Below are 25,262 nucleotides of genomic sequence, written 5' to 3'. Positions count from 1 at the left end.
ATATCAGGTTTGGACGTTCCTAATCGTTCATGTGAACGAATTAAGAGAAAAATTTCACAAAGTAAATGACAACGATATCTTGCCACATGTTCTTTGCGTTTACTCCTGTTGATTCCTGATATCAAATGCATAGAAAATGCTCTACAAGACCTAATAATCAAAATTATTATATCTTTATTTTTATCTAATTCAATCAAAGTCACGTCTTCTACCCTAAACGTTCAAGAAAGGATCAACTCTTTCTGACAACTTGGTGAAAAACAAAAAAAACACCCAATGGAGCTATTGATTCATTGGGTGCAACCGTGGTATTAAAGGGCGTTTCGCTTAGTTTACCTGCTCTGGATTCACCCCATCCTCCTTGCTACGTATGCTCATAATGATTAACGATGCAGCAAGCACTGTAAGGATGACGCCAAGTATCTGAAATCCTGTCACACTGAATGTATCTCCCATGACGATCCCAATCAATAATGACGATAAGATGGTCCCCAGGTAGCGTGATGTATTAAAAATCCCCGATGCTACACCGATCATTTCTTTGGGTGTGCTTTTGAACAGAGCTGCTTGCATGCCAACCGCGTTTAAGCCGTTACTTATGCCGAATAAAGCTAAAGCAACAATGATTATGAAGATTGGAGAAGTTTCATTTATAACAACGATTAATATAGATCCAAATGTCATTAAAGAAGCGGATACGATCAGAGCTGCTCGTGATCCCGATCTGTCAATCCAGCGCCCGGCGATCGGAGAAATAATTAGTGAACACACCCCCAAGGCTAGCATACTCATTCCTGTATAGACTTCGTTGAGATGACGTACCTGCTTCAAGTACGTAGGAACGCCAAAAAAAAGAGCGTAAAACAGGATGTTCACCAGCATGTATTGCACATTGATCCACGTCATTTCGGGGTATCTGGCAAACGTTCGCAGAGGAATAAAAGGCGTGTCTGCTTTTAATTCATGTCGGATGAACATGACGAGTGCGATTAATCCCATCCCCCCTGTCAGCAGATGCCACGTTGAAATATTTCCAGTGGAGTTGACTGAGAGTAATCCGATAAGCAGAGTCACCAAGGCTACCGTAAACAACAGGATGCCTGGTGCATCAATTAATGCAAGCCATTGCCGAATGGACATGTGACCAGAGATCGACGGAGATGTCTCGTCCTTCGGGATGCTTTTCCAGCCGAACCAAAAGCTTACCATGACAAACGGAATATTAACGATGAATATGCTATGCCAGTCCCACCAATGAATCAATACACCACCAATAAAAGGTCCAATTGCAGCTGCTCCAGAGAGGAATATCGCCAAGGTAGACAAGGCGGATGCTTGTTTTTCAGTCACGTTCATTCTCACAATCGCCATTCCGACAGCCACCATCATGCTTGTGCCAATCGATTGAACGATTCGAAATACGATAAGCCATGAAAAGCTGGGAGACCATGGAGCTAACATGGATGAAACGAAAACAATAACAAGACCCATGAGGAAAATCTTCCTGCGACCAAACAAATCACTACACTTGCCCATGACGGGTTGAGCCACAGCACTGGCAATGTAGAACGATAAAATAATCCACGAAACGGCTGTAAAATCAAGTTGATACACGAGTTGCAATCTTGAGATAGCCACAGTAATCATAGAGGAATTTAACGGATTCAACATGATTCCGAGTCCAACAGCTAACATCAATCCTTTTTTTCCAACGTTCATTGGTGCACCTCTCCTTCTTCTGCTGTCATCTTACTTGAAACCATTCATTTATTCCAACGCATTATATGTTATGATTTGATGAACTAGAAGGAATGAAGGAATGGTGCAAATGGAGCTTCTTCAACTAAAATATTTCCTGACGGTGGCCCGATGCGAGCATGTTACGGAAGCCGCAGGAAAGTTACACGTCACGCAGTCCTCCCTGAGCAAAACGATACAACGATTAGAGGACGACCTGGGCGTCCCTTTATTTGATCGAATCGGGAGAAAGCTGCGACTAAACGACTTTGGGAGAACATTTCTTCAGCGAACTGAAAATGCCCTATTTGAACTGGAACAGGGACAGCGGGAAATCGCTGACCTCTCCAATCCGGATCAGGGTACACTGCAATTGGCAGTGACTACGGCGAGCACATTGCCCGGCATACTGCGGGAATTCCGGAAAAACAAGCCGGATATTCAGTTCCATGTGCAAATGGTTTCGTTAGAAAACATGTCCAGACTTCTACATCGGGGCGAGGTGGACTTTTGTCTCTCCTCCCCTCCGATTGAAGGTGACGATATCGAATGTCAGATGCTGTTTGACGACCCGATCGTAGTCGCTGTTCCTATGGGTCATCGATATGCAGACCGAAGTAGCATTCAATTAACTGAGCTTAAGGACGAGTGGTTTGTTGGGGTAAAGCAAGGGTATGGTGTTCGTGATATGGTAGATTCCACATGTCAATCTGTTGGTTTCCTACCGAAGTATGTATATGAAGGTGATGAGCCTGCAAGATTAACCGCCCTTGTCGAGGCGGAGATCGGTCTCGCTTTTATACCAAGCACAGCAAGAAACCCACATGAACGCATTAAATATCTTCAGGTAGAGGAGCACAGACTCGTTCGGGAAATCGCTCTTCTTTCGCACAAAAACAGGTATATTTCAAAAGCCGCTTTAGCATTTCGTAGCGTAGTCATGAACTATTTCAGTGCTATGTCTTGAGGAAAATGGATATGAGTAAATGTACACTGGAGTGGTTAAGGGTTTATACACGAAAATAATGAATGGACCGATCATTTGGTTTATTACAAAAATTCTAATTAAACGGTTTATACAACTCACTCTAAAACAAGGGAACTCCATATCAAGAAGTTCCCTGTTTTCTATGTTTGTTGAATATTCTTCTTTTTGCGATGAAGGGTTACTACTCCAAAACTGGCTACTGACATCAACAATAGGATCATTGCATTACTGGAGACTAATGATTGCACTGTATCTAGTTGCAACAGTTGAGTAATTAACCTTCCTTCATACGGCGAAAGTGTGGCTCCCAAGTTATACGAGATCAGAACAATGGTAGTACCCAACTTTGCCATTTTCGCGATTTGTTGAGCAAACGTATGCAATAAATAGGGCATTATACAGCGGAATGAAAACCCGATGATCATTGAGCAAATGGTAGTAAGAATGATACTTTGCGATAATGTGGTAACGAACATCGAGCTTCCAAGTAACAGAATCGATAATGGAACGATATAGTTACCGAATGTTTCGTATACTTTTCCAAAAGAAAAGCCGGCAACAAAAGCTCCCAAACCTATAAATGCAATCATATTGCTTCCGTTTGTCGCAGTTCCAATATTTTTTTCTAAAATCAAAAGTAATCTGTAAATTATAATTGATGAACATAGCTACAATCACAAATAATAAGAGACCATAGCCAATCATGACTTGAAGGGCTTTTTTATTATTTGTTTGGCTTGAATTCGTTGTGGCCGCTTCTCTTCTATTAAGCTCTTTTTTATCAGAAGGAACAAAAATCAGGAATGCAATGAAAATAGGAAGTGCCAGGGTGTAGACATAAAATGATGTATGCCAGCCCATTTTCAATAGTTGACCAACGAGTAGTGTCAGACAAATGCCTCCTAATCCCTCAAAGGCACTTTCTAAGCCAATTACGGTTGCTTGTTTACCTGGATTCTGATGATACATATCACTGATCATCTGAATGATGAGCCGGTTAAACAAACCTACACCTAACCCAAACAAACAGCGAGAAATGAACAGTAACGAAAAAAGGTCATGATACAATGCAGGGAATACTCCCGCAATGAGAACAAGTCCTAATCCAGTGAGTATAGTTGCTTTCTTCCCAATCAGAAGTTCAAGTCGATTAGCGATTAACACACCAAGAATAACAAACAATGAAGGTATGGTCGTTAATAATCCTACATGTGTTACCGATATCTCTGGAAAATCATTGGCTATCGCAGGAATGTTAGCGGCAATCACTGGACCTGAAGAAATTAATAACGCAACGGACAATAACGAATATGTTTTAAGCTTCTCCATGGATGTTATAAAAATCAACTCCTTTACTGTTTGTATTTGCTCCATATTGCCAGCATTTAGCGCTCGATGCTGCGATAAATGGATAAAGCAGTAACGCATAAGTCGATGACTTCATACGTTACTGCTCAGTCGATTAGAGTTCTTTACCGTTACTTTGGATAACTTTTTTGAACCATTCAAAGGATTTTTTCTTGCTGCGTTTTAACGTACCCTTTCCAGCATCATCTTTGTCGACATGTATGAAACCGTATCGTTTACTCATCTCTCCAGAACTTGAGCTTACTAAATCAATACAACCCCAAGATGTGTAACCCAACAAGTCAACGCCATCTTCTTCCACTCCTTTTATGAAGGCTTGGATGTGTTGACGCAAATACTCGATTCTATAGTCATCCGCAATATATCCCGTCTCATCAGGAGTATCTATCGCTCCTAATCCATTCTCAACGATGAATAATGGCTTTTGATATCGATCATACAAGGAGTTCATTGTAATTCTTAGACCTTCAGGATCGATTTGCCATCCCCATTCACTCGTTTTCAAATGTGGATTGCGCAGTGTCGGAAACAGGTTAGCTGCCGTTTGTGTGTTTACTGCCGGATCTGCACTGGTCAATCGTGAACCATAGTAACTGAACGAAACGAAATCAACCGTATTATTTTTCAAGCATTCCTCGTCCCCGTCTTCCATGGCTAAGTGAATATTCATTCGTTCTAACATTTTCTTGGCATAGTTTGGGTATTCTCCTCGGGATTGTACATCGACGAAGAAGTAATGCTCGCGATCCCTTGTCATGGCTTTCCAGACATCATCTGGTGCACATGTATACGGATAAGTGTTGGCACCTGCTAACATACAGCCGATCTTCATTTCCGGGTTAATTCTACGCGCAATTTCAGTCGCTTTTGCACTTGCGATCAATTGATGATGAGCTGCCTGATATTTGACAGCGTCCTCATCCTCACCTTCTTCAAACACTAGACCTGAGCTTCCAAAAGGTAAATGCAACAGCATGTTGATTTCATTAAAGGTAAGCCAATACTTCACTTTATCTTTATAACGGGTGAAGATCGTTTCACACAGTTTCTCATAATAATCCACCATTTTTCGGCTTCTCCACGATCCAATGGTTTTCACCAAATGAATAGGGACGTCAAAGTGGGTGATGGTGACAAGAGGCTCAATGCCGTATTTCAAACATTCATCAAATACATTCTCATAGAATTGCAATCCCTCTTCGTTGGGGAGCTCGTCATCTCCATTAGGGTAGATCCGTGTCCATGCCAAAGATAAACGGAAACACGTAAAGCCCATCTCTGCAAATAAAGCAATGTCTTCTTTATATCGATGATAAAAATCAATAGCCTCATGACTTGGATAAAAATGCTCTTGATCACACTCCAACATTTTTAATTGCCCTCGCATGACAGGAACACGTTCTTTCCCTGCCGGGATCACATCAACTGTAGATAGTCCCTTGTTGCCTTCGGCATATCCACCTTCACATTGATTAGCAGCAACTGCCCCACCCCACAAAAAGTCTTTTCTTAAAGTCATTAAAACACACTCCTAACTTGTAGTTTTGTTAAGCTTTGACAACCAACAATGTGTTGTTAAAATCAATATTTTTTTGACTTGTCTCTGCAATCACATCCGAGTAACTGTACGTATTGGTTACAATAACAGGCGTTTGAGTGACATATCCTTCTTCTCTGATTTTTTCCAGATCAAATGTCAGCAAAGTCTGTCCCTTCGTGATTCTCTGACCTTCTTCCACGAAAGCCTCAAAATATTTTCCGTTCAGCTTTACTGTATTTAAGCCGACATGAATAAGAATTTCGACTCCTTCATCGGATAATAGTCCAATAGCATGTTTCTTAGGAAATAGGGACACAATCATACCATCAAATGGAGCAATGACTTTCCCCTCGCTGGGTTCAATAGCAATTCCTTTACCCATTGCCTCTGAGGCAAACGCGACATCCTGTACATCCTGAAGTTGAATGAGTTGACCTTTAAGTGGAGTTGCAATAACGGAATCTTTAATTGGAATGACTTCATCCGCAACACTACTCACCTCATTCATACTTGAAACAATATTTTGTGAAGGTGCGTCTTTTTCATATTTCAAACTGAGCAAATAGGTAAGCACAGCAGTTACAACAGTTGTTATCACAAGGGCGATCAAAATATTATATAGATTCCAGATATTTTCACCAATGTACAGCGGAATCGCCGGGATTCCTGAAGCGCCTGTTGCGTAACGGGAAACATCCATTAGCCCTGCAAAGAGTCCCCCACTGGCAGCTCCAATCATACCCGCGACAAGTGGGTATCTCTTCGGTAAATTTACACCGTAAAGAGCTGGTTCCGTGATTCCCATCAACGCTGTGATCCCACTGGAAGTAGAAATTTGTTTTAATGCTTTATCCCTGGTTCTCATCCCTACAACTAATGCCGCAACACCTTGACCTATACAATTGATCATCGCTCCAGGACCGAGGATATTCTCATAACCTGATGTGGTGATTTGAGCAATGGACAGAGGAACAATATTATGGTGTAGTCCAAACATAACCAGTATTGGCCAGAAGGTTGCAACCAGGAAAATAACCAACCAGCTACCATGTGCACCCAAGAATTCAAAGCCCATCGCTAAATACGTTCCGAAAAATGACCCCAGTGGTCCGAATACGGTTAAGGCCAGAATTCCCGTCACTAAAATAGTGAACATGGGAACAAAAATAACTTTTACTGCATTCGGAATAATCCTTTTAAACATAGATTCAATATATGATTGTGACCAAACTATTAAGAGAATTGGAACTACAGATGAACTATAAGATACAAGAGTTAGCGGGATTCCAAAAACACTTACGTCAGTTCCATCTACACGCAATTGCGTCAAGTTTGGATGGAGCAAAATGCCAGCTAAAACGAGAGCTAACACGGGACTGCACTTTAATTTGTTTGCAGCCGAAAATGCCAACAAGAATGGTAAAAAGTAGAAAATGGCATCCGACATAAGACTTACGACATAGTAGGTTTGGGAATCTTTTGAAATCCAGTTGAACAAAATAAGCAGAGCGAGTAGTGCCTTGATCATCCCAGCACCAGCAATAGCAGGAACAATCGGACTAAATGTTCCGGAGACGAAATCGATTAGCTTCCCCAAAATACTAATTTTTCTAGCTTGAGTTGGTTCACCCGATGAACTCGCGTTAGGTTTAAGTTGTTTGATCACTTCTTTGTAAACGTCTTCAACATGTGTGCCGATAACGACTTGAAATTGTCCGCCGCTCTCAACCGCATCAATAACGCCATCAAACGACTTAAGCGCTTTTTGATCTGCTTTACTGGTATCATTCAGTGCAAATCTAAGCCTAGTCATACAGTGAGTCAGAGTGGATACATTCTCACTACCGCCCACTTTCTCTACAATATCTTGAGCCAACTTCTCGTATTTCTTGCTCATCCCATAATGCCCCCTCTTGTTGTTGCCGCCTAAATGAATAAAATCGAAAGCGCTTTAAATAACTTTCCATGCAACAAAAAAGCTATTTATCTGTAATACATAAAGGCTGCATTCACTACACCTTTAAAATATCATCTGATAAACAGCTATAGCCAATACCTATAATTTATACTTTATTATGCCTGAAAGGCATGCCTGATATGTTCCAAAAAACGTACCTCAGTTTGACTGAATACCTTATGTTTTTTCCACACAATCACTGTTGGAAACTGAAGTTCCGGGTGAAAAGCTCTAAAGCATAATGTGTCAGACTGCTTCATTGCAAGCGCACCCTCAATACAGATTGCCGTCCCTAACCCCTCCTCTACGAGGTTAAGTACATTAGATATTAAATTATAGGTCGCAACGAAGTTTAGATGTGCATATTCATCGGCAAACCAGCTTGCAATCTCATTCTGTACGACAGATCGGCTGGATATGAGCAGAGGCACTCCGGCTAAATCGGTTGAAGTTACATATTCGTTCTGTGCAAGAGGTGATGAGGTCTTCATAAGGACTCCCCAGCGCTCCTTCTGGGGCAGTCTGATGAAATCGTATTTCTCAATGTGAATGGGCTCTAACAAAATGCCCACATCGAGCAGTCCTTTATCAATTCGCTCCTTTATGTCATCCCCCGTTCCACTATAGATGTGATACTTAACCTGTGGATACTCCATATTGAAGTCTTTTAATAATTGTAAAATAACATTGGACGTTAATGATTCAACACTCCCGATCGATATGGTTCCTCCAACCAGATTGTTCTGATCTTTAAACTCTTTCTCTGTTTTATCCGCAAGTGTGAGAATTTCTTCTGCTCTTTGACGTAAAAGCATGCCTGCTTCTGTCAGTGTTATTTTACTTTTCCCACGTATAAACAATTGAGTTTCTAAATTTTTTTCCAGATCAGCCAACTGTCTGCTTAACGTAGGCTGTGTCACATGTAAGATCGTTGCAGCATGTGTGATATTTTCTACACGAGCTACTGTCAAAAAATATCGAAGTACTCTAAGTTCCATAACTCCTCCTGGTTTACATTCCATTTAAGTCTGCTTGAAGCATCAATTTCTTAGCTGTATTTGCCTGTTAACCAGAAATAGACAGTTGATTGGGATAATCAACTGCCTGTAATCATTAGCGCTATTAAGGTGATTATTTCTCTGGAATGATTTCATTAACGCAGCCTAAAGCATTAAGAGTTCGAGGGAATCCCATATAGGGAAGGCAGTGAGTAAGAGCGGTGATCATGGTTTCTTTATCATTGCCGACATTGATGTTGCCCTTAACATGTGCTTTGACTTGACTATCAGCACCTCCAAGTGCACTTAGTATGCAAAGAGTAAGTAGCTCTCTTGTTTTGAGATCCAGACCTCCACGGGTATAGAAGTCACCAAAGCAAAATGCTGAAAGGTAATCCTGTATATGCTTTTGATTTGACGGGGCATTTTTCCGGTTTTTCTCAATAATATCGCCAAAAATCTCTTTTTGGATACCAAGTCCTTTGTCAAGGCGGTTATCTTCTTCAACCCGTTGTTGACTCTCAAGAGGCAGTGCAACATGTTGTTCTTCGAAAACTTCATTCATTTCCGATATGGCATTTAAAGTTTTCGGGAATCCTAAGTATGGTGCACATTGGTAGATTGCTTCTTGGATCTCCACGGGTGTCAGTCCAACATTTAGCGCGGCACGAACATGTGCCTTGAGCTGAGGCAACGTTTGATTCGTAGTAAGTACGACCAGGGTAATAAGCTCGCGTTGTTTATCATCAAGGGCACCTTGATCGAAAATTTCACCAAATATGAAGCGACTCAATATGTCCTGAAATTCAGGATGTGTAGCATATGCCGCTGGAACTCCATCGCCGAATAGTTTTTTATATGTTTCTTGGCTCTTGTCAATTCGATTCATATATTCATCAAACCTCCTGTTTCTTTTTAGTTAAAGCTAGGTGTACTCATTTTACATTGAAAGAGAAAAGAAACTATATCCTATTCATATCATTTTATTGCCTAATCCTATCAAATGAATACTGTTGAATGAGGTCTGTTTTGAATAAAAGGACTATTATAATCAATGAAATAAGGGTTTCTCGATTCCCGCTGACGCTAAAGAAAGCCATTTACAGTGAATGATATGCATATTGATTATTTAACCAAACCGTGTTTATAATGCTAAAAACCGAGCATTGAAACAGTGTTCTCTCATGATAAAGGATTTTCGAATAATACAATGTTAGGGTCTAAGACGGAGGTTTTTGAATGGTTAAACTGGATCGAAGAGTGATCAAATCTCAAGACGCTATTAAGAAAGCAGTACTTGAGTTGATGGCTGAAAAAATTTTCGAAGAAATTACTATCCGTGATATTTCAGATAGAGCAAACGTTAATCGAGGCACGATTTACCTACACTATATGGATAAATATGACCTACTCGATAAAATTATCGAAGAGCATATTGGCAATCTCCGTGATCTATGCCACGCTGCATCCGAAATGAGTTTTCAAGAAGGGAACTATGTTTGGTTTGAATATTTTGCCAAAAACCACTTATTTTTCTCAACCATGTTAAACACGAAAAGTGCCACTTATTTTCACAGCCGATTCATTGATCTGATTGTCCAGGAATATAAGATTGAGGTTGATACTACCGAAGGAAAGAATAAGGGCATGGATGACGAAGTTATTCTTCAATTTCTTGCAGCCGCAGTTGTTGGAAGTGTGGAATGGTGGTTCAAAAATGGAATGACCATACCTCCTCGGGTTATGGCAGAACAGACTGGGATATTGTTAGATAGAAACTTCTAATTCCCTTACCTTGCAGGATTCAAACAGAAGCAAACAAATAACAAATCCTCATTTCTGTTAGGAAATGAGGATTTGTTATTTGTTTATAAGAGTTCAGTTAGTGCATTGCTTTTTCCCACTCGCCTGGAACCTCGACATCCGTTTCTTCTGCTGCGATCTGCAGTTTAGTGATGTCGTCCGTAGTCAAAGTAATTTCAATGGCTTTTACAGCATCCTCGACGTGGCTCGTTTTCGTTACACCGATAATCGGAACGGTACCCTTCGCAATAGCCCATGCCATTGCAATATGGGCAACAGAGGCACTGTACTTGCTACCTATTTCTCTCATGACGTGAATCAAACTTTCGAGCTTAGCAAGGCGATCAGGACCAAAGGCTTCCCCTCTCCTTGTACCACTAGGTAAAGGATTTTGTGCACTGTATTTGTCTGTTAATGCTCCTTGTTCCAGTACCATGTAGGAGAAGAATACAATATCATTCTCTGTACAGTAATCAATAATTCCTGCTTTCTCAGACGAGCGATAGAGTAAGCTGTAATGATTTTGCACAGCTGATATTCGCAAGCCTTCCTCCGCCAATATACTGGCTGCCAGTTTGATTTCATCCAAATTATGATTGGATACTCCTACATGACGAACTTTTCCACTTTTCATTAAAGGAATTAGTTGAGGGGTCCACCTTTTTACATCTGCGGGATTATGTATCCAGTAGATATCTGCATGATCCACATGAAGTCTTTCTAAACTTTCTTCTAAAAGTTCCTCCATTGCGTTATCGTGATCGCCCGCAATTTGTGGTGTGAATTTCGTAGAAATCAACACGGCATCATGTTGTTTGGCAAAACTCCCCAATATGGACTCCGAGGAACCCATTCCATATACTGCTGCTGTATCCCATAACCAGAGTCCGGCATTCATAGCTGCGTCAAAAACTGGTTGGAGGTCCGCTTCTGTCAGCTGATTCCCGAACACGGTTTTTCCTCCAGCTTCGCCGGTTCCCCAAGACCAAGTGCCCAAAGCAATCGGTGGTACATTGGTGTTTTTTGAAAATCGAACACTCTTCATTTACGATCACCTTCTTACTATGAGTTTTTATTAGCTGGATATCTGCTCAACTTTTGGGTTCAACGCATACGTCACGTAATCCTCGGCACTTTTCTCAAGTTGCTCATCTGACAGGTGTTGCATTACGCCAGTCAATATGTATGGTGTCAGATAGCGAGTTCCAATCATATTACTGGTTGCCTCGAATGGACGTAACAGCTCTGTAATCGAATATTTAAAGTGCCCGTCTGACATATAGTTTTCTTTTGGGGCACCAGCAGAAACGGCAACAAGAAGCTCTTTTCCATGTAGGTTATTTCCTTGGCTACCATAAGCCCAACCATAAGTCAGGACGGTATCCTGCCATTTTTTCAATAATGATGGGCTACTGTACCAGTAGAAAGGGAATTGCAAAACAATGCGGTCATGTCCTTCCATCAATTGTTGCTCGGCCGCTACATCAATTTTCTCATCAGGATAAGCCTCATATAGACGATGAACGGTAACGTTGGACTGCTTTTCCATTTCTTCGGTCAATCGCTTGTTCACACGAGAAGTTGCCAAATTTGGGTGAAATACAAGAATGAGTGTTTTCATTATAGTCGGTCTCCTTGTTGTGTGTTGTTTTCCTCGCTTTTAAGCGAATCGATTTGCTGTCTGTCTGCAATAAGCTGTCCTGCAACACCTATGTTCTCTGTATCATTCTCCTTCACAAATACAAAAAAAGCTTGCTGAGGTATGTTCATGATATTTGAAGCTGATTCGGTAAGTTCTTGTACTAACTTTCTTTTTTGTTCTTTAGACAATTTTGCTGCTTCAACTGTAATTACTGGCATTGGCGTTGTCTCCTTTTATTTGGATTTTCATATAGATCACTGATCAACTTACTTTCATTATTTTAAACAGATACAGGACAGTTACAATGAGCAAATCTTCGAGATGTGTGGATTACTCAACACAATAGTTACAATTGCCTATTATAATGTATATGGATTAATATGATATTCTAATTTTATGTATAAAAAGAGCGAACAAAGCACTTTCATGCCCTGTTCGCTCTTCTCCATCTACTCCTTGCACTCGTATCGCTGTGTTTTCCTTACTCGCCCAGGCTGTTCCAGAATGTTTGAAACGCGCCTTTTTCTACTTCCAGGAATGCCGGAACATTACCGTAACGCACCAGACCTTCACCGAACAGAACCAGTGGAACCTGCGTTTTATCTTCAAGCGTGAGGTAGATAATCTTGCGATCTTCCTTGCCGTAGAGGTTCTCTTCCAACTCCGGGCTCGTTGCGATCGGTTTTGCAGCAGATAACGCCGAGATAAAGCTTTCCAACGATTCGTCCGCTGTTAACGGCTGAAGCTGCTGCAATCCATTGTTCCAGCTGTCAAACGTCTCCCATTGCGCCGAAGCGATGTTGCCTTCGAGATGAAGTTTTCCGATCAGGTCGGCTCCGCTACTGATGGTGATTCCGTTGTTTTTGTCAAATAGTTGAGCATACACCTGACCATCGATCTCGGTGTAAGACATGATACGGAAATCCTTATCGTAGCCATTAACCGTATAGATGTCTGCTTCACCAATGTTGGAAGCAAGCTCCGTGTATTTATCCTGGCCGCTCAGCTCATCGATGCCGCCAGTTGTGGTACCCAACTTTTCGCCGCGCAGGTTTAGCGCACTGGTGCCTTCAAGTAATGTTGGGGACTGTGTATATACGTTCCCCTCATAGACAACCAGTTGCAGCATACTTGCCATGGCACCTTTGCCGTTTGAATCCGGCAGCTCCGTCTTCGGAATGACAATGGGGTCGAATGACGCACCAGGGGTAACCCCTGCCACCTGTGGTGTTGGTGTGGCTGGTCCATTGAATTGCTGCCATACACTTGGCGCAGCCAACCCAATGCTGGCAGCGATAACGACACTTGCTGCAATATATAATGGTTTGCGTTGGCGTTTCGGTCCCTGATACTGCGTGTTCAAAGATTGCTCTACCCGTTTTTTCATTTGCTCGTTTGTTTTCATATGATCCACCGCTTTCTTGTAGTTTCGTTTGAATTGTTCTTCGTTCATTACAGTTCCTCTCCTTCAAGCTCCAGTTTTAACAGCTGTCTGCCACGTTTTAATCTCATTTTCACTGCTGACTCGCTAATCTCCAGGATCTCGCTGATTTCTCGGATTGGATAATCTTCGTAATAATACAGATGGACCACCGATCTATACTTGACGGGCAGTGACAGCACGAGTTCGATCAATGCGTGATCTTCAGGGTTGTCCGTAGTAAGGGGATCGACTCCCTCCAACTTGACCTCCCGTTTACGCCAGCCTCTGCCTAATAAGGATTTGCAATGATTGGTGATGACCCGAATCAACCATGCTTTCTGATGCTCCGCATCGTTGAATGTAGGGGCTTTTTCTATTAGTTTGATGAAGGTATCCTGAGTGGCTTCCTCCGCGTCTTCTCGTCTGCCGAGGTGCACCATGGCAATCCGGAACAGCGTATCCGCGTATGTCTCATAGACTTTCATCACATGATCGCCCAGCTGGGGAACTGATCGCTGCATGGTTGGTATGCCCTCCTTTATACCTCTAACACTCTTAAGGACGGCATTTGGTCACATTTTGTTTTAGGATTTTTTTATTGGTCCATTTCATTCAACATGCAAAAAAAGAAAGCAACCCCTTTGAGTGGAGTTGCTTTCTTCGTTCAACCAATTAGAATTTCTTCTGTAAAAGTTCAATATTATCTTCCAAACTGCTGTCCAAGCTTACGCCTACCTTCTGCAGTTTGTTTTGGTAATATGTCTTCACATCTTCCCACTTATAGTATGGGTAGGTCTTAGTTTCGATTGGGAAGGCGATTTCTTCTTCATTTCTAAGCATTTTCACCAAAACATCTTTACCGTTGGAGTACAGAATCCATTGAATATTTGCCCCCATTGGTGAGATGACCGAGCCATTCCAGTTTTGGGTCACGTCCTGCGGCTTATCTACACTAACATTCGCTCCGGCGATATCCAGGAATGAAGATAGTGGAATGATGGTTTCTGCGTGAGCAAAACGAAATATACCAGCCGTGTCTTTCTGCTGAATGGACTGTTCGGTTGACACGATCAATTCTTTGACCAGGGGTGCAATGATATTCTGCGGCAGATCTGTTGACGTTAAGGACGGACCTTTTTCATAAAAATCATTGATATTATCGACGCTCTCGTACCACTTTAACTGATTGGTTGTGAAATACCGCCCGAATTCGAAGTCACCTTCTCCTTTAATATTCGAAGAGATGATGTACAGTTCATATAGATTAGAAGCAGCCTCGGTTGGGTTGCTGAGCTTCACTTTTCCCTTCTCATCCTTCAGCTCGAACTCTCCAGCGTTCAACCGCTTGTAGAAGTCTTCAGAGAAAAATTGCAAAAGTACTTCTTTTGCATAACGCGTTCCTGTGCTCTGAGTAACATAATCCTCGTATAACTTAACCCAGTCTCCATCTTCAGCATATTCGTTATACTTTGTAGCTAAATCGTAGGGACGTAGATAAGGATCTTGCTCTTCTTCAAAGGCTGAAGCCAGAATGTCTACCTTGTTATCGCCCAAGCTATCCTTTAACCCTTCAATAAACTGATCTCTGCTCTGAGGCGTTCGATCTTTGAAAGTTGCTTGTGCAATTACTTTTTTATCTGATGTAAATAGTTCTTTGAAATTCTGCCCGACTCTGCTTCCTATTCCTTTCAGTTCTTCTCCACCCGTGGTGGATAGCAATCCATAATGATCTTTTTCAACCACCATCAGTTTGCCAATTTCCTTCTTCAACTCTTTGCCTAGATTGGTAATCTGCCCATCCTTTTCTGCGATGTCGAGCAGTTCAAAAAGCGTCTTGTCGTACTTGGAACTGGATAGATGTCTGGAACCATGTCTTCCTACGTAGTTAATAAATACGGGCTCATATCCATCAGGAGCTTCTGTATAACTTGCTTCTTTGAAAGGATATGGCGTTTTGGTACCACGGTATCCCTGCTCATCGTTAATCTTTTGTCCAACAAACACCGATTGAGTGTTGTTATCCCAGTCTACCTCTTTTCCCAAGGCTTCCCCAATCGCTCTTGCCGGTACATAAGTGACTCCGTTATATAGAAACGATTCTCCTTCCACCCTTTGACCGTTCACAACCACGTTAGCCGATTGTTCGGACACTTCGATCATGCGTTTTGAAGCTGCACCATAAACGTCAAACATACTTACCGATGTCAGAATGGTGAGTGATACTACTGAAATTCCGATTTTTTTGATGATCATAATAACGTGTCTACTCCCTTGATATGCTCGTATTTGTTTATTTTCGCTCATCATACTATAGGTGAAGAATGTCCGCGTAGTACCCATTCTTTGTTAATTTAATGTAAAAGAATACATATAAATATTGACGTAAAATCGCATAACGACAAAAAGAGCCGCTCATTAGCGACTCTGACTCTGCATACAGGCTATCTTGCGCCCCGACACATGAACAAAATAGGTATCATATGTTTCGCGTTATCATAGCTCCCTATATATTTTTATATCTACTCCAGACTCCGTTGAATGACCTTCGCCAATAAGCGTCGCACTGTTCAAAAAGGATAAAGCCTCGCTGTTCGTAATCATTTTGGGGGACGTGCGGAACAATGCAGTTTTCAGCGCTTTGTCGATGTTTCCGTTGTTTTCGATATAAATTTTGCAGCTATGCCCGCTGTTGTCCGTTCCGTGGAGCATATATCTTGCCGAGAGAGTATGCGGATCCCCATTCTTCCCGATGATCTGAGTATCCACGCCTCCACCTAACACGATTCCCTCAAAGTACTTTCCTGTTGCGCTGCCTGTAAAAGTAATCATAACAACCGAATCGCCTTCGCTATTCTGTAGATCCAATGATTTCTCGATGTTCACATGTACCGTGAACAACTCTTCTAATTTCACGCGTTCCCACCTCCAGTTATTTACGTGTATGTCATCAGCAAACCGCTACTCACCGAAAATCCGGTGGGTCTGATGATATCTAACATAAGTTCGTTCCATCGATTCTCAGGAATGTGGGTAAAATAAAACATGTGCTTCTCCCCAGGTGATAAATCCGGGATGTGTTCAGTAATGCAATCACCGAGCGGGTTAACCAGTCTCAGCGTATAGCCAGATATCCGATAACATGGAATGTCATTTCGGTTCTCCACGGTTACTACAACTTGGGCCTTCTCCTTAACCAGTTCCACGTTGAGGTTGATTGGTGAAGCTAATCGGCGCAAAGCTTCGTAAGAAGGCTTGGGCGTGCCATCTAAACTCATGGAACCATGCACCCGTTGGCGCAGCCTTCCCTCGCCTTCCTCCCCCATTTGCGTACGATAATCGTTTAGGCTGAAGTATATAAGTGCTGCGATGGCAGGATGCTTCCGGTACTCCCTTGTGTTTTCCACCAGGATCCGTGTACGACGCTCATCCCCGCCATTAAAAGCAGGCTCACATAGTCCATATTCAGCTACCACGAGAGGTTTATTTGGTAAATTGCTAGTCATATTTTGAATAACTTCCGGCCTGTCCAACTCACCGTGCCATGTCCCGATATAATCGTTCCACATGATCATGTCACCTACACCCGTGGCATCCTGGGCAGGATTCTCATGCACAGTGTTAGACACATAGTTAATGAATCTCGTATCGTCAAGTCCGTGCACCAGAGATTTGAGTTTCTCAAAATACCGAACTGTAACAGTGGATTGTCCGTTCACCTCGTTGCCAATGCCCCATGCATAGATGCAAGGATGATTGTAGTGACGATGGATCATTTCTTGGGCATGCTTAATTGAAATATTCAACCATTCATCATTAGGATCTTGTGGAGTCTGCCAATGTGGAATCTCCTCCTGTACCAGTAACCCGTTACGATCACACCACTCCAGCAGCTTGCTATCCTGCTGCCAATGAAAGCGGGTAATAACACAATTCGCATGTTTCATATGATGGAGCATCTCTTCCAACTGTGCTACCGATTCTGCCATACCGCTCATAGGATTCGATCCGGGCATCCATTCTACCCCCATAAGACGTACCGGCTCACGGTTCAGCAACAATGTATTTCCCTCCGAGCGAATCTCTCTAAATCCTACTGCTGTGCATACCTCATCTGTAAGGACACCATCCGAGTATAAAGAAATGGTTACTGTGTATAGATGGGGATGATCAAAATGCCACAACTTAAGGTGTTCCAACTTGATGTCTTGAAAGCTTAGAATACCTTCATCGCTGGATATTTCCCATTCCTTCGAAGTTAACATGTCTTCTTCATACGACATGATCACCTTAAGTTTTACAGATTTGCACTCAGACTCATGTGGTGGTTGCTCCCACAACCGAATCTCACCAGATAACATGCCGTATGGAGCTACAGCTCCGCCCATATCGTCTGAGAAGAAAGGTGCCGCTTGAAGTTTGGAATAGTCGATTGCCGTGCGACCGCTAACCAGCAGCGATACGCCGCGAATAATTCCGCCGTCGTCAGCCCAATCAAAGCTATTTCCCATGGGAAGAGCCGTGTGGCTATTTTCATTATTCACTGATACTACGATGTGGTTGGTTGTATCAAAAATGACTGTGTCGGAGATCTCTATAACAAATGGAGTGTAACCTGATTGAGTATGTTCTCCTACACGTTTTCCGTTTACCCAAACCACCGCATCTCGATAAACTGCATCAAACTGTAACCGCAGTAATTTCCCTTCCCATTCCAGAGGAGCGTAAAAATCATGACTGTACCATCCCGTTCCACGGAACTCCTCTAACCCATTTTGCACGTTCCACGTGTGGGGAATCTTAACGGTTTCACCCAAGGGAGGACCCTCTTTATACCATTGTAGTTCCATGCCCAGATTCTCGGTATCTGCCTGAAACAACCATGATTCTTCCAATGAAACTACTGTTCTAGCTCTCACTTTGATTCCTCTCTTTCTCATGCTGTTTTTTAATATGATATAGGAGACTCCTTTGTAAGGCCATTCAACATCCGCTGAATGTCATGGACAATCTGGTGACCATTTCTGGTGTTGGTGAGAGAAGTGCCACATTAACGTTTAATTCACTGTCACACTAAAAAAAGATTTACAAATCTCCTTCTAGTCCATTAATATGGTTTACATACTGTAAAGGTTAACATTGTGTAAATAAAGGAGAATAATACGTACATGAGTACATTGCCAAAATCAATTCGGCTGCCGCTCTTCATTCTAATGTTGAATCTGTTTATTGCTTTATTGGGGCAAGGAATGCTTATTCCCATACTGCCAGAGTATCTGAAGCTTTTTCATGCGGGAGGTACCGTCGCCGGATTTTTGGTAGCGGCCTTTGGGGCGGCTCAATTCTTGTTTTCACCACTCGGGGGACAATTGTCTGATCGCTTTGGGCGCAAAAAATTGATTATGGCCGGAATGTTTCTTTCCGTTGTTTCGGATGTGATCTTTGCACTTTCCACTTCGCTGCCTCTCCTGTATGTCGCAAGATTCATTGGTGGAATCAGTCTCGGCCTAATGGTCCCTGCGAACCTCGCTTATGTAGCTGATATTACAACGCCAGAGACTCGCGCGAAGGGTATGGGATACTTTGGCGCAGCTATGAATCTGGGAATTGTACTTGGCCCTGGACTAGGTGGTCTAATCGCTGAGATGGGCATTCGCATTCCTTATTTCTTCGCAGCTGGTCTTGGATTGGTAGCGGCTTTACTTACACTGCTACTGCCTGAGACACTTCCGCCTGAGAAAAGAACGGCCTCCATTCGTATACAAAAGGGAGATCACCTGGGCAAAAAAATCTGGAGTTCGTTTAAAGTACCTTATTTCAAATACTTAATTTTGCTACTTGTCATGACCTTTGGCCTCATGAGTTATGAGACGGTATTCGCTCTTTTTGCAGAGCAAAAATACGGATTTGACGCCGCAACGATCTCCATCATCATCACCTTGGGAGCGATTATCGGTATCGTTGTGCAAATTTGGCTACTGGATTGGTTCGTGCAGAGAATTGGTGAAGTTAAGCTCATCCGTCTATCATTAATGATTACACCCATAGCGTTATTGCTGATGTTAATTAAGGTCAACCTTGTCTTTCTATTATTCGCTTCTGCGCTATATTTTGCATTCAATTCATTCTTGCGACCAGCAATCAGCACGCTAATATCCAAAAACGCAGGTGATCGGCAAGGTTATGCGTCTGGTCTGAACACCACATTCTCCAGTCTGGGAACGGTATTCGGTCCACTGATCGCAGGGCTACTGTTTGACAAAAACATCAACTTCCCGTATATTTTTGGTGCAATTATGCTTCTTGCTTCTCTTGCACTTACAATGAAAGCATTCCGTTCAAGGAAAGGACAACTGTATACAAGTGAATGAAAACTGGCATCAACAATTGAGAAATAAAAATCGTGATGATCTGATAGAAGCAGGTAAAGAGCTTTTTTTGAAATATGGATTGCTCCAGGTGAAGATAAAGGATGTATGCACGAAAGCTGAACTTAGTAGAGTGACCTTCTATAAACATTTTCAGTCGATGGACGAGCTTCTTCTAGCCATTCAGATGCAATTGATCGAACATTTAACCGATGAGGTTAGCCGTACATCAACGAAGGACTTAAACGGACGAGAGCAGCTCACGGTCATGTTGAATGCATGGGTTGTTTTTGCCCAGGAGCATCCAGACTACATCCGATTCATTCAATTATTTGATATCAACTATGAGATGTATGATTTTAGTCCAGAATTGAGAGAACAGTATGATAAGTTCAACCAGAACGGGAAAGAAAAGCATTTCCTCTTGCACGCTTTATCCATAGGCGTAGCTGATGGCAGTATCAAGAATCTGTCCCCTCCGCTGGAACTTGCTCAGTTTATCTTCACAACGTTGATGGGCATGCTTCAACGGGTTGTTAAGATCGATCCGTCGAAATCCAGTGCAATGGATACTCGGATGACGGAGCAATTTGTGAAGATGCTGCTTCATTTTGTCTGTAGTGAGGAAACACCCGAGGGATAGCATGTTAGCATGGATCGGTAAATCAAAGTTTAAAATAAAAAACGGATTCCGTATGCTGGAATCCGTTTTTTTCTTCATTAGTAATGAGGCGTTAATCCGTTTGTACGGGCAATGTTCCTCCAGCTTTCAGTTGGCCAAGCAAAACTTTGATCCCGGCAGACGTATTCGTCTCCTGCTTTCCATACACAGCAAGCCCTGAGCGCACGTTCTGCAAATAGACCATCTCGTAAGGGTTGCCGAGTGACAATAGTGTGTACCGCTGATTACTCTTGTTCATCGAATCAATCAAGGTTTGATAATTGCTCCATCCGAACTGGCTGGCGACATTACGGAATTGGTAAGATGCAAGAATGACATAATTGGCTTTGCCAATCGCCTGAAGGGTTTCATTCATTTTGCCTTCACCAACAACTGATATTTCTGTTCTTAACGACAGGTTATTAGCGGCTTGCAATAGCTGCTTCTCGAGCTGTTTCGCCTGTTCCTGCTCGGCTGCGACAATAACAACCCGGTCGCCTTGCTTCACTGGATCTGGAAGCACACCTTCGCGACTGCTGAGTATAGTGACCGCTCGCTCTGCGATTGTCTGCTCCACTTCTCGATGCGCCTTCGATCCGATGATACCATTAAGCTTAGCTAGCTTTTGTGCAAGCGATTCGCTGCTTTCAAACAGTCCATATTTCGATTTCATCTCCAAAATTCGTTTCACGGATGCATGTATGGTTTCATCCTTGATCGTTCCATTGTTCACCGCGTTCACCAACGTTTGATGGGCCGCTGCTGAATCTTTCGGCATAAGGATGATATCAACACCTGCGGAAATGGCGCGCTCTACCGATTTATTTTCTCCAAAATGCTCCGCAATTGCATTCATGGTAAAAGCATCCGAAATGATGAGACCTTCATATCCGAGCTCTCCGCGAAGAAGTCCGGTCAGTACCTTTTTCGATAAGGTGGCAGGAATCGGCACACGTTCCCCGTCTTTGAGCGAAGTGACATGCTCGTTATCTATGGCAGGAAAAGCAATATGCGCGGTCATAATCATCTCTACTCCATTCTCGATTGCAGCCCGGAACGGTTTTAATTCTACCGCATCAAGACGCTCCTGATTATGAGTTAGTACCGGCATACCGAGGTGGGAGTCTACCTGCGTATCTCCATGCCCCGGAAAATGCTTCACTGCCGCCATCACCCTGGCTTGCTGTAAGCCCTGTATTGTGGCGAGACCAAGTCGCGTCACCAAATCTGCATTCGAGCCAAATGATCGGATGCCAATGATGGGGTTGTCCGGATTGCTGTTGATGTCTAGCACTGGCGCAAAGTTGATCTGCAGTCCCAGTGCCTTCAGCTCCTCCCCTGTCAGCTGCCCAGCGGCTTGGGCCAGTGCTGTATCTCCCGTTGCGCCAATCGCCATCTGACCGGGCAGATTGGTCCCGCCGGGTATGCGTTTAATAACGCCTCCCTCTTGGTCGATGCTAAGAAACAGAGGAATATCACCGGCTTCTCTTTGCAGATCATGTGTGAACGTTGTAAGCTGCTTCACGTCTACGATATTTTTATCAAAAAGAATAAGTCCGCCCAGGTCCTGATCATGGATACTGCGTTTCAGTCCTTCATTAACGGTGGTCGTGGCTTTACCATTCCACTGCCTGATGTCAGGCATAAGCATCTGACCGACTTGCTCGCTTACCGTCATATAGGATATCAGCTTGTCCCAATCCTGTGTCCGAATGGCGGCTTCGCGTTCGAAACGAATCACTCGCGACATAAACACGGCATATTCAGCGCGCGTGACAGATTGATTTGGACGAAAAGTAGCATCCGAATAACCGCCGACCAGACCATTGGAACTCATAATAAGAATAGGTGCTGCTGCCCAATGTCTGTCCGTATCTGTCCATCTTGCCGGTTCATTGCCTTCCGCGAGTGAATACGCACGTGTGAGAAACGCAGCAGTCTCTGCGCGGTTCAGCGGTACGTCCGGACGGAAGGTCCCGTTAGGGAATCCGCTCGCAAGTCCATTTTTAGCTGCAATTGTAATTTCTCTATAAAAGGGGTGTGTAGTTGGAACATCCGAATAGGTTGTGCCTTCCACTGCTCTTTGAAGCTGCTCCGGATAAAGCTCCCGAACCATAAATGTGATGGCTTGTGCCCTCGTCACCTGTGCCCCAGGCTTGAATATCCCATTGCCATATCCGGCCACTGTTCCCCGTTTCGCCATATACGTTATGCCATCCTCTGCCCACTTCGAGTGCTTCAGATCGACAAAACGTTCTTCCGCAGCTGCGCTCCCCGCCCCTATCAACATAGAGCCGAGAACGGCTCCAAAGATCATCTTCCATTTTACATGCATCTATTTCACTCCTGTTGTTAATCTATGGATGAATAGACGCTACTACGATATCGTTTGTTGCGCTTGTATAACAGTATATAGATGAAAACCATAGTTTTCTTAATCAGGAACTTCTTAATTATTGCTCCAGTCGTAACCTTTCAATTCAATCATAGAATTGGGGCCAGGAAAGGTTAATTCTATCTTTTGGTCCTGATAGGATACGGTTACTCTTGTTTCTTCAATAGAGCGAATCCTTGTATTCAACAGACGACCATTTTCCCATTCCAGATCTATTTCGAATCCGCCACGAGCCCGAACACCATGAATATATCCTTTTGGCCAGGCTGTGGGCAAAGCAGGTAACAATCTGATTACTTCGTCATGGCTCTGGAGAAGCATCTCTGCTATCCCTGCAGTACCTCCAAAGTTCCCATCAATTTGAAATGGAGGATGGTCGCAGAACAGATTGGGTAACGTGGAGGAACGCAGAAGTTCCACGATGTTAGCGTGTGCAAGTTCCGACTCCTCTAATCGTGCCCACATGTTGAGAATCCAGGCCCTGCTCCATCCAGTGTGTCCACCACCGTGTTCCAATCTTCTGTTGAGTGTTACGCGAGCTGCCGTAGCCAGATCAGGCGTTGATTGCAACGTAATTTTCGTTCCAGGATGCAAAGCGAATAAATGGGAAATATGTCTGTGACCAGGTTCCAATTCATCATAATCGTTACTCCACTCTTGGATCTGTCCATGTTTTCCAATGGAGGTCTCCGGTATTTTGGTTAAAGCACTACGGAGTACTTCTCCGAATTCCTGATCTTCTTGCAATATTCGGGTACTTTCAATGCAACGCGTGAAGAGTTCTCTAATAATCTGATTGTCCATTGAAGCACCAAAGCATAAAGCCCCCGCCTCTCCATTATCTAATATATAGCGATTTTCCGGTGAGGACGAAGGACATATCACCCAATTGCCGGAAGGATCCTCTATTAGATAATCCAGAATAAACATAGCCGCATCTTTCATCGTGGCGTAAACGTTTTTGAGAAATTGAACATCCTTATTGTATTCGTAGTGGTCCCATAGATGTAATGAAAGCCATGCTCCTCCCATAGTCCAAAACGTCGATGTCATGCATACATCCTGCGGAGCAGCGTCTGCCCATATATCTGAATTATGATGAGCAACGAATCCCTTGCATCCATACATGGTTCTAGCGGTTTCCTTTCCTCGGACTTGCAATCTCTCAATAAAATCAAACAATGGAACGTGACATTCAGACAGATTGCAGCTTTCTGCAGGCCAGTAGTTCATCTGTGTATTAATATTAATCGTATATTTGCTATCCCATACAGGAAGCATGTCTTTATTCCATATCCCTTGAAGGTTTGCTGGTAAAGAACCTGGACGGCTGCTTGAGATAAGCAGATAACGACCAAATTGAAAGTATAAACTCATCAGTTCAGGATCATGCTTACCAGCTCTAAGTCGTTCAAGGCGCTGATCGATTGGAAGTTCGGAACATACAACATCTTTATTTTCATCTTCGAGATGTATATCCATCTTTTGGAATAAGGATTGATAGTCCGAGACATGAGCGGCGAGCAGTTCACTATATGGCTTTGCGGAAGCAGCATCAATTCTGCGGAGGCACTCTACTTCGAGTTGTTCTTTGGGTACTCGGAAATCCGTGCAAGCCGTGATTAGAATAGTCGCTGAATTACCATCCTTCAGAGAAAGCTGACCGCCTGAATAATGAACATGCCCCCCTTCAGATATAAGGCGAATCGCACAACAAAATCGGATTCCTTCTTCTCCCCCACTTCTTCCCCGGATAATCAAGTTATTCATTCCACGCTTCTCGATCCGGTCCAGATAGGATTGGAAACCAACAGGATGCTTAAGAATATCTGAATAGGATGTTGACTCCAGAACAGCTCCCCTGCCGAAAATAGTGGAGAAAGATAACTTTCCAGGCAAGCTAGATTTGAGATGAACAACGAGTACTTGATCCAGATAGCTAGCAAAATAATCACGGCTGTAAATGGATTGATCTGCGGTATAATTCACGTTTACCTTGCCTTGTTCCAGATCGAGATGTCTTTGATATTCATTCGGTTCATGCTCACTGTGGTCCATAGCGATATACAAGTCCCCTAGTGGCTCATAATGTCTTTGCCCGTCAGGAACACCTACCAGAGTAACTGCTGCGAGTTCTTCTGCTTCACTAATCTTGCCATCAAAAATCAGGTTTCTGATCTGAGATAAAGATTCAAGTGCTTGAGGATTATTCCGCTGCATCGGACCACCGTACCATAGACTATCTTCATTGAGTTGAATTCTCTCGATCTGTGTTTTCCCAAAAATCATGCCTCCAAGAGTTCCATTTCCGATAGGTAATGCCTCTTCCCATCTTCCAGCAGGTTGATTAAACCAGATATTTTGGGTCTTCATGTTAAAACCTCC

General features: G+C 43.0%; 20 protein-coding genes. 4 read left to right on the top strand and 16 right to left on the bottom strand.

Features of this window, described 5'->3' with window-relative positions:
• Window positions 1–327: 327 nt before the first annotated feature.
• Window positions 328–1,719, bottom strand: coding sequence for an MFS transporter (locus PAHA3_RS09210; RefSeq protein ID WP_062834462.1), 1,392 nt, complete (start codon window positions 1,717–1,719; stop codon window positions 328–330).
• A 109-nt stretch (window positions 1,720–1,828) separates the two neighbouring features.
• On the opposite strand from PAHA3_RS09210, the gene PAHA3_RS09205 reads away from it, so the two are divergent.
• A complete protein-coding gene (locus PAHA3_RS09205) occupies window positions 1,829–2,704 on the top strand; it encodes a LysR family transcriptional regulator (RefSeq protein ID WP_062836035.1) in 876 nt (291 codons plus the stop codon).
• A gap of 537 nt (window positions 2,705–3,241) precedes the next feature.
• On the opposite strand, the gene PAHA3_RS09195 is transcribed toward PAHA3_RS09205, so the two are convergent.
• From PAHA3_RS09195 to PAHA3_RS09175, 5 genes are all read right to left on the bottom strand, one after another.
• Window positions 3,242–4,054, bottom strand: coding sequence for an MFS transporter (locus PAHA3_RS09195; protein WP_167350862.1), 813 nt, complete (start codon window positions 4,052–4,054; stop codon window positions 3,242–3,244).
• Window positions 4,055–4,187: 133 nt separating this feature from the next.
• Window positions 4,188–5,612 carry a 6-phospho-beta-glucosidase gene (locus tag PAHA3_RS09190; protein WP_062834459.1) on the bottom strand — a complete coding sequence of 475 codons (1,425 nt, stop codon included), beginning with the start codon at window positions 5,610–5,612 and terminating at the stop codon, window positions 4,188–4,190.
• Window positions 5,613–5,640: 28 nt separating this feature from the next.
• Window positions 5,641–7,530: a beta-glucoside-specific PTS transporter subunit IIABC gene (locus PAHA3_RS09185; RefSeq protein ID WP_062834458.1), complete on the bottom strand. Its 1,890-nt coding sequence runs from the start codon at window positions 7,528–7,530 to the stop codon at window positions 5,641–5,643.
• Window positions 7,531–7,706: 176 nt separating this feature from the next.
• A complete protein-coding gene (locus PAHA3_RS09180; protein WP_062834457.1) occupies window positions 7,707–8,588 on the bottom strand; it encodes a LysR family transcriptional regulator in 882 nt (293 codons plus the stop codon).
• A gap of 133 nt (window positions 8,589–8,721) precedes the next feature.
• Window positions 8,722–9,477 carry a carboxymuconolactone decarboxylase family protein gene (locus PAHA3_RS09175; protein ID WP_062834456.1) on the bottom strand — a complete coding sequence of 252 codons (756 nt, stop codon included), beginning with the start codon at window positions 9,475–9,477 and terminating at the stop codon, window positions 8,722–8,724.
• Between the two features lie 350 nt (window positions 9,478–9,827).
• On the opposite strand from PAHA3_RS09175, the gene PAHA3_RS09170 reads away from it, so the two are divergent.
• Window positions 9,828–10,373 (top strand): TetR/AcrR family transcriptional regulator, encoded by a 546-nt coding sequence (locus PAHA3_RS09170; protein ID WP_062834455.1) that lies wholly within the window; start codon window positions 9,828–9,830, stop codon window positions 10,371–10,373.
• A gap of 97 nt (window positions 10,374–10,470) precedes the next feature.
• On the opposite strand, the gene PAHA3_RS09165 is transcribed toward PAHA3_RS09170, so the two are convergent.
• From PAHA3_RS09165 to PAHA3_RS09130, 8 genes are all read right to left on the bottom strand, one after another.
• Entirely contained in the window at window positions 10,471–11,436 is a 966-nt protein-coding gene (locus tag PAHA3_RS09165) for an aldo/keto reductase (RefSeq protein WP_062834454.1), read from the bottom strand.
• Window positions 11,437–11,466: 30 nt separating this feature from the next.
• The gene (locus tag PAHA3_RS09160) at window positions 11,467–12,012 is read right to left on the bottom strand and encodes an NAD(P)H-dependent oxidoreductase (protein ID WP_062834453.1); all 546 of its coding nucleotides are present in this window, start codon (window positions 12,010–12,012) and stop codon (window positions 11,467–11,469) included.
• On the bottom strand, window positions 12,012–12,251 hold the full coding sequence (gene dmpI / locus PAHA3_RS09155; RefSeq protein ID WP_062834452.1) for a 4-oxalocrotonate tautomerase DmpI: 240 nt from the start codon (window positions 12,249–12,251) through the stop codon (window positions 12,012–12,014). The genes PAHA3_RS09160 and dmpI overlap by 1 nt, the downstream gene beginning before the upstream one ends.
• Before the next feature lie 263 nt (window positions 12,252–12,514).
• Window positions 12,515–13,486 (bottom strand): hypothetical protein, encoded by a 972-nt coding sequence (locus tag PAHA3_RS09150; protein WP_062834451.1) that lies wholly within the window; start codon window positions 13,484–13,486, stop codon window positions 12,515–12,517.
• Entirely contained in the window at window positions 13,486–13,977 is a 492-nt protein-coding gene (locus PAHA3_RS09145) for an RNA polymerase sigma factor (RefSeq protein WP_036615805.1), read from the bottom strand. Before PAHA3_RS09145 ends, PAHA3_RS09150 begins: the two co-directional genes overlap by 1 nt.
• A 151-nt stretch (window positions 13,978–14,128) precedes the next feature.
• Window positions 14,129–15,709 (bottom strand): histidine-type phosphatase, encoded by a 1,581-nt coding sequence (locus PAHA3_RS09140; protein ID WP_062834450.1) that lies wholly within the window; start codon window positions 15,707–15,709, stop codon window positions 14,129–14,131.
• A gap of 240 nt (window positions 15,710–15,949) precedes the next feature.
• Window positions 15,950–16,369 carry a DUF3237 family protein gene (locus PAHA3_RS09135; RefSeq protein WP_062834449.1) on the bottom strand — a complete coding sequence of 140 codons (420 nt, stop codon included), beginning with the start codon at window positions 16,367–16,369 and terminating at the stop codon, window positions 15,950–15,952.
• A gap of 20 nt (window positions 16,370–16,389) precedes the next feature.
• Window positions 16,390–18,372 carry a glycoside hydrolase family 2 protein gene (locus PAHA3_RS09130; protein WP_167350861.1) on the bottom strand — a complete coding sequence of 661 codons (1,983 nt, stop codon included), beginning with the start codon at window positions 18,370–18,372 and terminating at the stop codon, window positions 16,390–16,392.
• 249 nt (window positions 18,373–18,621) lie between these two features.
• On the opposite strand from PAHA3_RS09130, the gene PAHA3_RS09125 reads away from it, so the two are divergent.
• A complete protein-coding gene (locus PAHA3_RS09125) occupies window positions 18,622–19,824 on the top strand; it encodes an MFS transporter (RefSeq protein ID WP_062834447.1) in 1,203 nt (400 codons plus the stop codon).
• Window positions 19,825–19,840: 16 nt separating this feature from the next.
• The gene (locus PAHA3_RS09120; protein ID WP_235599395.1) at window positions 19,841–20,464 is read left to right on the top strand and encodes a TetR/AcrR family transcriptional regulator; all 624 of its coding nucleotides are present in this window, start codon (window positions 19,841–19,843) and stop codon (window positions 20,462–20,464) included.
• A 91-nt stretch (window positions 20,465–20,555) separates the two neighbouring features.
• Here PAHA3_RS09120 and PAHA3_RS09115 read toward each other — a convergent pair whose 3' ends face one another.
• Complete coding sequence (locus PAHA3_RS09115) at window positions 20,556–22,817, bottom strand: glycoside hydrolase family 3 N-terminal domain-containing protein (RefSeq protein ID WP_062834445.1); 2,262 nt, start codon at window positions 22,815–22,817, stop codon at window positions 20,556–20,558.
• A gap of 114 nt (window positions 22,818–22,931) precedes the next feature.
• Window positions 22,932–25,250 (bottom strand): glycoside hydrolase family 95 protein, encoded by a 2,319-nt coding sequence (locus PAHA3_RS09110; RefSeq protein WP_062834444.1) that lies wholly within the window; start codon window positions 25,248–25,250, stop codon window positions 22,932–22,934.
• Window positions 25,251–25,262: the final 12 nt, after the last annotated feature.

This window comes from Paenibacillus amylolyticus (assembly GCF_001570725.1).
GTDB lineage: Bacteria > Bacillota > Bacilli > Paenibacillales > Paenibacillaceae > Paenibacillus > Paenibacillus amylolyticus_A.
Note: the sequence above shows the minus strand (reverse complement) of the source record. Positions and strands in the feature narration are given on the sequence as shown.

Bases quoted from the DNA above. Each gene is read 5' to 3' on its own strand.
- PAHA3_RS09185 (WP_062834458.1), bottom strand. From the start codon at position 7,530: ATGAGCAAGAAATACGAGAAGTTGGCTCAAGATATTGTAGAGAAAGTG.
- PAHA3_RS09115 (WP_062834445.1), bottom strand. From the start codon at position 22,817: ATGCATGTAAAATGGAAGATGATCTTTGGAGCCGTTCTCGGCTCTATG.
- PAHA3_RS09150 (WP_062834451.1), bottom strand. From the start codon at position 13,486: ATGAACGAAGAACAATTCAAACGAAACTACAAGAAAGCGGTGGATCAT.
- PAHA3_RS09145 (WP_036615805.1), bottom strand. From the start codon at position 13,977: ATGCAGCGATCAGTTCCCCAGCTGGGCGATCATGTGATGAAAGTCTAT.
- PAHA3_RS09190 (WP_062834459.1), bottom strand. From the start codon at position 5,612: ATGACTTTAAGAAAAGACTTTTTGTGGGGTGGGGCAGTTGCTGCTAAT.
- PAHA3_RS09205 (WP_062836035.1), top strand. From the start codon at position 1,829: ATGGAGCTTCTTCAACTAAAATATTTCCTGACGGTGGCCCGATGCGAG.
- PAHA3_RS09195 (WP_167350862.1), bottom strand. From the start codon at position 4,054: ATGGAGAAGCTTAAAACATATTCGTTATTGTCCGTTGCGTTATTAATT.
- PAHA3_RS09160 (WP_062834453.1), bottom strand. From the start codon at position 12,012: ATGAAAACACTCATTCTTGTATTTCACCCAAATTTGGCAACTTCTCGT.
- PAHA3_RS09110 (WP_062834444.1), bottom strand. From the start codon at position 25,250: ATGAAGACCCAAAATATCTGGTTTAATCAACCTGCTGGAAGATGGGAA.
- PAHA3_RS09180 (WP_062834457.1), bottom strand. From the start codon at position 8,588: ATGGAACTTAGAGTACTTCGATATTTTTTGACAGTAGCTCGTGTAGAA.
- PAHA3_RS09210 (WP_062834462.1), bottom strand. From the start codon at position 1,719: ATGAACGTTGGAAAAAAAGGATTGATGTTAGCTGTTGGACTCGGAATC.
- PAHA3_RS09125 (WP_062834447.1), top strand. From the start codon at position 18,622: ATGAGTACATTGCCAAAATCAATTCGGCTGCCGCTCTTCATTCTAATG.
- PAHA3_RS09165 (WP_062834454.1), bottom strand. From the start codon at position 11,436: ATGAAGAGTGTTCGATTTTCAAAAAACACCAATGTACCACCGATTGCT.
- PAHA3_RS09175 (WP_062834456.1), bottom strand. From the start codon at position 9,477: ATGAATCGAATTGACAAGAGCCAAGAAACATATAAAAAACTATTCGGC.
- PAHA3_RS09170 (WP_062834455.1), top strand. From the start codon at position 9,828: ATGGTTAAACTGGATCGAAGAGTGATCAAATCTCAAGACGCTATTAAG.
- dmpI (WP_062834452.1), bottom strand. From the start codon at position 12,251: ATGCCAGTAATTACAGTTGAAGCAGCAAAATTGTCTAAAGAACAAAAA.
- PAHA3_RS09140 (WP_062834450.1), bottom strand. From the start codon at position 15,709: ATGATCATCAAAAAAATCGGAATTTCAGTAGTATCACTCACCATTCTG.